The following is an 8734-nucleotide window of genomic DNA, read 5'->3' on the forward strand; positions in this document are numbered from 1 at the left end:
GACCTCCTCGCGCCGCAGGCCCGGCGTGCGGCGGCGCGTGGCCGGCAGCCCGAGCGCGGCCGGGTCGAGTTTCTCGCGGCGGTCCCGCAGGTACGCGCCGAGCAGGTTGTCGGGGGCGTCAGCCATATCCTGTTAATTCGTTTACCGGTAAACCGTCACGACTTCACCGCGAGCGGCCGTCGACAGATAGTAAGCCTCCATGCCATCCGGAGGTGTTGAACATGCGTGTCTTTGTTACTGGAGCGTCGGGGTTCGTCGGCTCTGCCGTCGTGGCCGAACTCATTGCCGCTGGCCACGCGGTGCTCGGTCTCGCGCGGTCCGATGCGGCCGCAGCGTCGGTCGCGGCGGCGGGCGCCGACGTCCATCGCGGGTCACTGGAGGATCTCGACAGCCTCACGCGCGGCGCCGAAGCCGCCGATGCGGTGATCCATACGGGATTCAATCACGACTTCTCGCGCTTCGCGCAGAACTGCGAGCTCGACCGTCATGCGATCGAGACGATCGGTGCGGTGCTCGCGGGCTCGGCGCGGCCGCTGGTCGTCACGTCGGGCCTCGCGCTCGTCGCACCCGGGCGCGCGGCGACGGAAGACGATCCGCACGTGCCGGTGTCGTCGACTTACCCGCGTGCGTCCGAAGCAACCGCGGTCGCGCTCGAAGCGCGCGGCGTGCATGCGTCGGTCGTGCGGCTGCCGCCGTCGGTACATGGCGACGGCGATCACGGCTTCGTGCCGCGCCTGATTGCATTCGCGAGGGAGAAGGGGGCATCGGCCTATCTCGGCGATGGCGGCAACCGCTGGCCGGGTGTACACCGGCTCGATGCGGCGCGCGTCTATCGACTCGCGATCGAACGCGGCGCGGCTGGCGCGCGCTATCACGCGGTCGACGATACGGGCGTGCGGTTCCGGGAAATCGCGGAAGTGATCGGCCGGCGGCTGAACGTGCCGGTCGTCGCGAAAACGGCGGCTGAAGCCGGCGAACACTTCGGCTGGTTCGCGATGTTCGCGGGGATGGATGCGCCGGCCACGAGCGAGCGCACGCGTGCGTGGCTCGACTGGGCGCCGACGCAGCCGGGGTTGCTGGCCGATATCGACCGGCCGCGGTATTTCGAGAGCTGAGCACGCGGCGCGCGGCGGGCGTGCCGTCGTTGTCGAACGGCATGCCCGCCTTGCCACGTTCAGACCGTGACGACGATCTTCCCGACCTGTGCACCGGCTTCCATGTACCGATGCGCTTCCGCAATGTCGTCGAACGCGAACGTGCGATCGATCAGCGGCTTCAGCGCACCGGCTGCGAGCCCGTCGACGATGAAGCGCTTCGCGCGTTCGAGCCGCTGCGCGTCACCGGTGATTTCGAACAACTCGTAGCCGCGCAGCGTCAGGTGGCGCGCGAGCAGGTCCATCACGGGCACCGGGATGTCGCGCGTGTCGAGCGCGCCGTACTGGAAGTACGTGCCGTTCGTGGCCAGCGCGCGCAGCAGGTTCGCCGCATCCGGGCCGCCGACCGGATCGAATACGAGGCGCGCGCCGGTGCCGCCGGTGAGGTCCGCCACTTGCTGCGGCAGGTCGGCAGGGCTGCCGACGAGCACGTGCTTCGCACCCGCGTCGAGCAGCGCCTGGCGTTTCGATTCGCCGCGCGTCAGCGCGATCGGCACCGCGCCGACGTGGTTCGCGATCTGGATCGCCGCTTGCCCGACGCTGCTCGACGCGGCGCCGATCAGCACCGTGTCGCCGCGCTGCAGCCCGCCGAGCTCGATCAGCGCGCCCCAGGCCGTGACGAACATCATCCACGTCGCGGCCGCTTCCTCGAACGACAGCCCTGCCGGATGCCGAACTACAGCATGCACGGGCACGTTGACGACCTCGCCGTACATCCCGTAGTCGGCGAACGAGAACGCCGGCACGACGCTCACCGCATCGCCTTCGGCGAACGCCGTCACGTTGGAACCGACCGCCGCGACGATGCCCGATGCCTCGTAACCGAGCGCTGCAGGGAAACGCGGCATGAACGTGTATTCACCGCTGCGGTACATGATTTCCGCGCGATTGAGGCCGATTGCCTTGACGTGCAGCTGGATTTCATCGGGGCCCGGCGCGGGCACGTCGACGGTGTCGATCTGCAGGACGTCGGGGCCGCCGACGCGGTGGAAACGAACGATGCGGGACATGGAGGGCTCCTTCAATGAACGGGTGTCGATGAAGGAGCACTGTAGGCGGGTACCCGCGCCGGATAAACGCGCGACCCGATCATTGATTGTTATTCGACGAATAACAATCGACGCACACCTGTTCTACGCCGGATAACGCCGCGCAAACAGCTCGGTCAGCCAGTCGATGAACGCGCGTACCTTGTCGGACAGATGGGCGCGGTTCGGGTACAGCACCGACACCGGCTTCGGCTCTGCCGGCACGCCGGGCAGCAGCTCGATCAGCTGGCCCGAATCGATGCTCGGCTGCAGCGCGGGCCGCAACCCATGCACGATGCCGAGGCCGGCCAGCCCGCAGGACAGCAGCGCTTCCGAGTTGTCCGTGAGCAGGCTGCTCGCGAGCTTCACGGAGACGGTTTCGCCGTGCGGGCGGAACGTCCATTCGAGCAGCTTGCGATTGCTGCCGGTAAAGAAGTTCACGGCGCGATGCGCGCGAAGGTCGTCGAGCGTGCGCGGCAAACCGTGGCGGGCTACATAGGCGGGCGACGCGCACGTGACCATCGGCACCGCGCCGACCGTGCGCGCGACCATGCTCGAATCCTTCAGCTTGCCGACCCGCACGACGCAGTCGATGCCTTCGCCGATCAGGTCGGCCGGCTGGTCGCTCGCGCCGAGCACGAGCTCGATCTGCGGATAGCGCTGCTGGAAATCGGGCAGCGCCGGAATCACGACCGTCTTCGCCAGCGCGAGCGCGATGTCGATGCGCAACCGGCCCTTCGGTATCGTGCGCTGCTTCGGGAATGACGCGAACGCGTCGTCGATGCTGCCGAGCAACTGCACGCAGCGCGCATGGAACGCCTCGCCTTCGGCGGTCACGCTGACGCGCCGCGTGCTGCGGTTCAGCAGCCGCACGCCGAGCTCCTGCTCGAGCTGCTGCACGGCTTTCGTCACGGCCGGCCGATGCAGCTGCAGCGCGTCGGCGGCCTGCGTGAAGTTGCCGCGCTCGACGATCTGTACGTAGATCTGCATCGCTTGCAGGCGGTCCATGGCGTTCCCGGGTGTCGTGGCGAGCGGCCATCTTCGCATACCGCTCGCCACCGATGCGACACCGGCGCGTGACCGCCCGTCGGGCCGTGCGTCATTCGACCGGATGCAGATCCTGCAGCAGCGTCGGCACGAGCTCCGACACGGTCGGGTGGATGTGCATCGCGCGGCTGATCGTCGTGTATGGCGCGCCGGCGGCCATCACGTCGAGCATCCCGTGCACGACTTCGTCGCCCGTCACGCCGAGGATCGATGCGCCGAGGATCGCGTGGCTGTCCGCGTCGACGATCACCTTCATGAAACCCTGGCTCTCGCCTTTTTCCACCGCGCGGCCGACGCGCGTCATCGGGCGCGTGCCGACGAGCAGCCGGCGGCCCGTCTGCTTCGCTTCGGCGAGCGTCATGCCGACGCGGCCGAGCGGCGGATCGACGTACAGCGCGTACGCCGCGATGCGATCGGACACCTTGCGCGGATCGCCGTCGAGCAGGTTGGCCGCGACGATCTCGAAGTCGTTGTACGCGGTGTGCGTGAACGCGCCGCGCCCGTTGCAGTCGCCGAGCGCCCAGATGCCGGACACGTTCGTGCGCAACTGTTCGTCCACCTCGATATAGCCGCGCGCGTCAGTCGCGACACCCGCACGGTCGAGCCCGAGATCGTCGGTGTTCGGCACGCGTCCGACCGCAAGCAGCAGGTGCGAGCCTGCGACCTCGCGGCCGCCGCCCGCGCAGTCGAGGCCGACCGCGATGCCGTCGCCGTCGCGCCGTGCGCTCAGGCAGGTCGCATCGAGCTGCACGTCGATCCCTTCCTTCTCGAGAATGTCGCGCACGGCCTGCGACACGTCCTCGTCCTCGCGCCGGATCAGGCGCGAACCCTTCTCGACGATCGTGACCTTCGACCCGAAGCGGCGATACATCTGGCCGAATTCGAGCCCGATGTAGCTGCCGCCGACGATCACGAGATGGTCGGGCAGGAAGTCGACGTCCATCATCGTCGAGTTGGTCAGGTACGGCACCGTGTCGAGGCCCGGCATGGCCGGCACCTGCGCGCGCCCGCCGACGTTGATGAAGATGCGTTCCGCTTCGAGCAGCGCGTCGCCCACGCGCACCGCGTTGGCGCGCTCGAAGCGGGCGTGACCCTGAAACACGGTCGTGTTCGCGAGGCCGCGCACCCATTGCTCGACGCCCTGGTTCGAGCGGCCGGAGATATGGTCCTTGCGTGCCTTCACGGCTTTCATGTCGACGGTGACGGGGCCGCCGACCGACACGCCGTATTCGCTGCCCCGCCGCGCGAGGTGCGCGGCGTACGCGCTCGCGATCAGTGTCTTGGTCGGGATGCAGCCGGTGTTCACGCAGGTGCCGCCGAAGCGGCCGCGTTCGATGATCGCGACTTTCATCCCGGCGGCGGACAGCCGCGCGGCGAGTGGCGGCCCGGCCTGCCCGGTGCCGATGACGATCGCGTCGAAGTGTTGCGTCATGACGTCCTCCTGTGCGGGTGCAGCGAGGGAACGCGTGCGGGCGAGCCGCGTGCGGGGCCGGCGCACGGTCGCGCGACGGCGAGCGCTTATGGTAGTCCTGTTGGCGTGTGCTCGCGAGTGCGGGAGAAGCGGGAGGTGACTGCGTCCGGCCGCGCCCGCGCCGGCCGGCGTGCGACGCAACCGGTTGCAGCGCGTTGCCCCGGCCGCGTCAGTCCTTGCGTTGCCACTGACTGAACGACACCGGCCGGTGCGCGTCGGCGCGCGTGACGGTGACGTGATCGGGCTGGTCGTCGAGCGGAAACGATTGGGTGACGATCCGGTTCGAAAACAGCCACCCGTGCGTGTGCGGGTCGTAGCGGAACGTCACGTAGTCGCTCCAGTGCTGCCCGCACGCGACGAAATTCTGCACGGTGAAATAGCGGCCTTTTATCGCGAAGCCGTTGTCGGCGGCGTCTTCCGGATCGAACGGATCGCACTGGCCGCCTTCGTTCGCGCGCAGCACGACCTGGTCGTTGCGCGCGACGAGCCGGAATGCGTGATCCGGTTGCTCCTCGAAGATCAGCAGCGGACGCGGCGACGGCTGCTCGCGCGTATCGACCGCCCGATGCACGACGACGAGAAAGCTGTGCCGCCCGTTGTCGACCTCCGGCCCGGCATGCGCGAGCAGCGGCTGGTAGCCGGGCGGCAACTGCGCGGCGATCGATTTCGGCAGGTCACCGGCGCGGGCGTTGAACGAAAACGCGGCGAGCAGCGGGAGGAGCACGAAGGGCAGGCGGGAAACACGCATCACGGGGTGTCCGGTCGAAAGGAAGAAAGAGGTGCCGATGGCGTGGCGGTTACAGGTCCCGCCCGAGAAACTCGGTGCCCGGCACCGGATTGAACGCGACCGGCGGCGCGGGCGTGAAGCCGAGCGATGCATACAGTTTCCGGGCCGCGACGAACTCCGGCAGCACGTCGAGGCACATGCGCGCATAGCCGGCCGTTTTCGCGTCGTGCAGCAGCCGTTCGACGAGCTGGCGGCCGACGTTCAGCCCGCGCGCTTCGGGGCGCACGTAGACGCGCTTCATCTCGCACGTCGTGTCGTCGATCTCGCGAAACGCCGCGCAGCCCACCACGCGCTCGCCGTGCCAGGCGAGCAACAGCAGCCCGCGCGGCGCCGCGTACTTGCCGGGCAGCGCGGCGATCTCGGGCTCGTAGTCCTGGAATTCGAGGCTGACGGTGGGGCTCGCGATGTACTCGCGGAAGATCGCCTCGACGACGCGGGCGTCGTCGGGATAGCGGGCGGCGCGGATCTCGATCATGGGGGGCGGCGCGAAGGACGGGAAAGAGGGCCAGCATAGCAGCGCAAGGCGGCTTTCGGCCATGTGCGAAGCGTGCCAGAATCAGCGCTTCGACCGTCGGAAACGACACGCAGGCGTCGGCGATTCGGCGTCGCTCACCAAGGAGACTTCGATGACTGCATCGGCTGCCGTACTCGCCATCCTGGCTGCGCTGTTTCTCGGCGCGATGATTCCGGGCCCGAGCTTCGTGCTGGTTGCCCGCAATTCGATCGGGCTGTCGCGCCGCGACGGGCTCGCCACCGCGCTCGGCATGGGCATCGGCGGCATCGTGTTCGGCGGGGTCGCGCTGGCCGGGCTCTACACGCTGCTGCAGGCGGTCGAATGGTTGTACGTGGGCCTCAAGCTGGCGGGCGGCGCGTACCTGATCTACATGGCGTCGAAGATCTGGCGCGGCGCCGACCGGCCGATCGCGATGGACGATCCGCAGGCGATGGCCGGCGGCAGCGCGCGCAAGTCCTTCTGGACGGGCCTCACGACCCAGCTCAGCAACCCGAAGACGGCGATCTGGTACGGCAGCATCTTCGCGGCGCTGCTCCCGCAGCATCCGCCGCTGTGGTGCTATCTGGCGCTGCCGCCGCTCGTGTTCGGCGTCGAGTTCGGCTGGTACACGATCGTCGCGCTGTGCTTTTCCACGCGTCGGCCGCGCGAGCTCTACCTGCGCGCGAAGAAGTGGGTCGACCGCGTCGCCGCCGGTGCGATCACGCTGCTCGGTCTTCGACTGATCCTGAATGCACCGAAAGCGGGCATTTGACCGCTTCCATTCCTGATCCACATCGCACGGCGGTCGGCCATTCCCGTGGCTGGCTGCCGGCGCGCACCGTGCGAATGCGCATCGGCATCACGCCTCGCTGAACCGCGCCAGCAGCGCCGCGAACCGCGCGTCGTCCGGAAATTCCTTCACTTCATAGCGCACCGGGCGATGCCCGGTGGCCGTCATCAGGTCGCCGCAGGTGCGCAGCAACTCGGCCATCGGCACGTAGGCCGACTGTCCGGTCGACTCGCGATGGAGCGCGACGATATCCGTCTCGGGCAGCAGGGACGGCACGCCCTCGCTCCACACGCCGACGCTGAACAGGCTGCCGTCCTGGCGCTTGTACACCGAGTAGCTCGCCACGAAGATGTCGGTGCCGTCGCGCTCATGCACGTCGTTGAGCAGCATCCGCTGATCCTGGTAGTCGCCCGCGAGCTCGCCGATGCGCAGCGCATGCAGCTTCGCTTCGAGCCCTGCCGGCACGAAGCGCTGCCAGGCGGTGCCATCCCAGCGCAGCATCAGCGGCGGCAGCGCGCGCGGCTGCGCCTGCGCCTGTTCGGCGAGGTCGACCATGGCGGCGAGCCCGGCCGGATTGCGGTCGCCGGTGAGCAGCAGCACCGCGCGGTTCGGCGCCATCACGACCGGCGCGCCGGCGATCGGCTGCCGGTGGAGCAGGTCGGTCAGCAGCAACCGCGCCGCGTCGTAGGAGTCGTCGAATTGCGACAGGAATACCCCGTTCGGCAGCGCGGCCCACGGCGTCGACGATTCGGCCCGCAGGTTGTCGATCGCGATGTCGCAGGCTTCGTCGAACGAGACACCCCATTGGTCGAGCGTCGAGGTCGGCAGGCGTGCGATGTTGAACTCGCCGTCGTACGCGATGCCGATCTCGATGTTCTCGCACAGCGGCCGGAACGCCAGCGCCAGTATGCCGGGCTGCCCGGCCAGTTGCAGCGCGGTCACGCAGCGTTCGGTCGCGCTGCGGATCACGGGGCGCAGCTTCGCGCGCGCGGCAGCAAAATCCGCCGGGATCTCGTGCTGCATCATCGCGTTCGCCTGCCGCTTCAGCACGGTGTCCCGCTCGGACGGCTTCGCGGCCGCATAGTCGCGAAACAGGTTGTTCAGGTTGATGATGTTCGACGGGACATCCGACTGGACGAGACAGCCCTTCTCGTCCTCGTGGCGCCAGGTGCGGGTGTCGCCCGATGCGCGCAGCGTGGCGATCAGGCGTTCGGCGAAGGCCTGCGGGGTCGGCGGTTTGCCGAAACGGTCGCGCAGGCGCGTGACGAGATTGGCAAGCATCGTGGGCGGTCGGGCCGGGCCCGTCTGTTGTCGTTGTGGGTCGGTGGCGCCCGCTCTCAGAGGCGCCCCCCGCGGCCGGCACGCGTGGCTCGACGGGTGCTGCGATGGTAGCGCAACGCGGCAGGTATCGTCGGACGATATTCGCAACCGGCGGGCGATGCGGTTGAGGGCGAGGTTGAGGTCGAGGGCGAGGGCGAGGGCGAGGGCGAGGGCGAGGGCGAGGGCGAGAGCGAAGGCGAAGGCGAAGGCGAAGGCGAAGGCGAAGGCGAAGGCGAAGGCGAAGGCGAAGGCGAAGGCAAGGGCAAGGGCAAGGGCAAGGGCAAGGGCAAGGGCGCGGCCGGACCGTCGCCGCAGCCCCCCCGGTCACCCGCCAAGCCTTGCGCGGCGGGCGTTCGCGTGTGTCGCGCGCCGCGCCGAACGGCGTCGCTTCCCCGATTCTGGCGGCCGACCTCCCGGCGACGTGTAAACTGCTGCCTTTTTTGACGGTTTGCAGCATGGTGCAAGCACCTCCGCGCCCGGCGCTGAGCGGACCGGCGCTCGTCCGGCTGCTCGCGCGCCTGGCCGATGCCGACGTCGCGGAATCCAGGCAGACGCTGTCCGACCGGCTGAGCCAGTGGCTCGGCTGGACCGACGCGATCACGCTGTCGTCCGCATTGAATGCGAGCCCGCCCGGCGTCGCGGCC

Annotated in this window: 9 protein-coding genes and 1 pseudogene; 3 read left to right on the plus strand and 7 right to left on the minus strand. The window is 68.9% G+C overall.

Features of this window, described 5'->3' with window-relative positions; translation table 11 throughout:
* Positions 1 to 126: pseudogene (locus tag G3O00_RS36725) on the minus strand (transcriptional regulator); the annotation flags it as partial.
* Positions 127 to 221: 95 nt separating this feature from the next.
* Here G3O00_RS36725 and G3O00_RS36730 point away from each other — a divergent pair.
* The gene (locus tag G3O00_RS36730; protein WP_174934464.1) at positions 222 to 1115 is read left to right on the plus strand and encodes an SDR family oxidoreductase; all 894 of its coding nucleotides are present in this window, start codon (positions 222 to 224) and stop codon (positions 1113 to 1115) included.
* Between the two features lie 59 nt (positions 1116 to 1174).
* On the opposite strand, the gene G3O00_RS36735 is transcribed toward G3O00_RS36730, so the two are convergent.
* From G3O00_RS36735 to G3O00_RS36755, 5 genes are all read right to left on the minus strand, one after another.
* Positions 1175 to 2164 (minus strand): zinc-dependent alcohol dehydrogenase family protein, encoded by a 990-nt coding sequence (locus tag G3O00_RS36735; protein ID WP_206145939.1) that lies wholly within the window; start codon positions 2162 to 2164, stop codon positions 1175 to 1177.
* Between the two features lie 123 nt (positions 2165 to 2287).
* On the minus strand, positions 2288 to 3190 hold the full coding sequence (locus tag G3O00_RS36740) for a LysR family transcriptional regulator (RefSeq protein ID WP_174934468.1): 903 nt from the start codon (positions 3188 to 3190) through the stop codon (positions 2288 to 2290).
* 91 nt (positions 3191 to 3281) lie between these two features.
* The gene (locus tag G3O00_RS36745) at positions 3282 to 4661 is read right to left on the minus strand and encodes an FAD-containing oxidoreductase (protein ID WP_206145940.1); all 1380 of its coding nucleotides are present in this window, start codon (positions 4659 to 4661) and stop codon (positions 3282 to 3284) included.
* 208 nt (positions 4662 to 4869) lie between these two features.
* Positions 4870 to 5448 carry a hypothetical protein gene (locus G3O00_RS36750; RefSeq protein WP_206145941.1) on the minus strand — a complete coding sequence of 193 codons (579 nt, stop codon included), beginning with the start codon at positions 5446 to 5448 and terminating at the stop codon, positions 4870 to 4872.
* A 49-nt stretch (positions 5449 to 5497) separates the two neighbouring features.
* On the minus strand, positions 5498 to 5962 hold the full coding sequence (locus G3O00_RS36755; RefSeq protein WP_041493374.1) for a GNAT family N-acetyltransferase: 465 nt from the start codon (positions 5960 to 5962) through the stop codon (positions 5498 to 5500).
* Between the two features lie 151 nt (positions 5963 to 6113).
* Here G3O00_RS36755 and G3O00_RS36760 point away from each other — a divergent pair, with 151 nt between their 5' ends.
* On the plus strand, positions 6114 to 6752 hold the full coding sequence (locus tag G3O00_RS36760) for a LysE family translocator (RefSeq protein ID WP_011356053.1): 639 nt from the start codon (positions 6114 to 6116) through the stop codon (positions 6750 to 6752).
* 87 nt (positions 6753 to 6839) lie between these two features.
* On the opposite strand, the gene G3O00_RS36765 is transcribed toward G3O00_RS36760, so the two are convergent.
* Positions 6840 to 8051, minus strand: coding sequence for a hypothetical protein (locus tag G3O00_RS36765; RefSeq protein WP_206145942.1), 1212 nt, complete (start codon positions 8049 to 8051; stop codon positions 6840 to 6842).
* A gap of 437 nt (positions 8052 to 8488) precedes the next feature.
* On the opposite strand from G3O00_RS36765, the gene G3O00_RS36770 reads away from it, so the two are divergent.
* The coding region (locus tag G3O00_RS36770; RefSeq protein ID WP_241025507.1) for a DUF3348 family protein at positions 8489 to 8734 on the plus strand (246 nt) is incomplete at its 3' end.

Source organism: Burkholderia sp. Ac-20384 (assembly GCF_017104605.1).
Taxonomy (GTDB): Bacteria; Pseudomonadota; Gammaproteobacteria; order Burkholderiales; family Burkholderiaceae; genus Burkholderia; species Burkholderia lata.

Coding starts and splice junctions, on each gene's coding strand:
- G3O00_RS36760 (WP_011356053.1), top strand. CDS start 6,114: ATGACTGCATCGGCTGCCGTACTCGCCATCCTGGCTGCGCTGTTTCTC.
- G3O00_RS36755 (WP_041493374.1), bottom strand. CDS start 5,962: ATGATCGAGATCCGCGCCGCCCGCTATCCCGACGACGCCCGCGTCGTC.
- G3O00_RS36765 (WP_206145942.1), bottom strand. CDS start 8,051: ATGCTTGCCAATCTCGTCACGCGCCTGCGCGACCGTTTCGGCAAACCG.
- G3O00_RS36730 (WP_174934464.1), top strand. CDS start 222: ATGCGTGTCTTTGTTACTGGAGCGTCGGGGTTCGTCGGCTCTGCCGTC.
- G3O00_RS36745 (WP_206145940.1), bottom strand. CDS start 4,661: ATGACGCAACACTTCGACGCGATCGTCATCGGCACCGGGCAGGCCGGG.
- G3O00_RS36735 (WP_206145939.1), bottom strand. CDS start 2,164: ATGTCCCGCATCGTTCGTTTCCACCGCGTCGGCGGCCCCGACGTCCTG.
- G3O00_RS36740 (WP_174934468.1), bottom strand. CDS start 3,190: ATGGACCGCCTGCAAGCGATGCAGATCTACGTACAGATCGTCGAGCGC.
- G3O00_RS36750 (WP_206145941.1), bottom strand. CDS start 5,448: ATGCGTGTTTCCCGCCTGCCCTTCGTGCTCCTCCCGCTGCTCGCCGCG.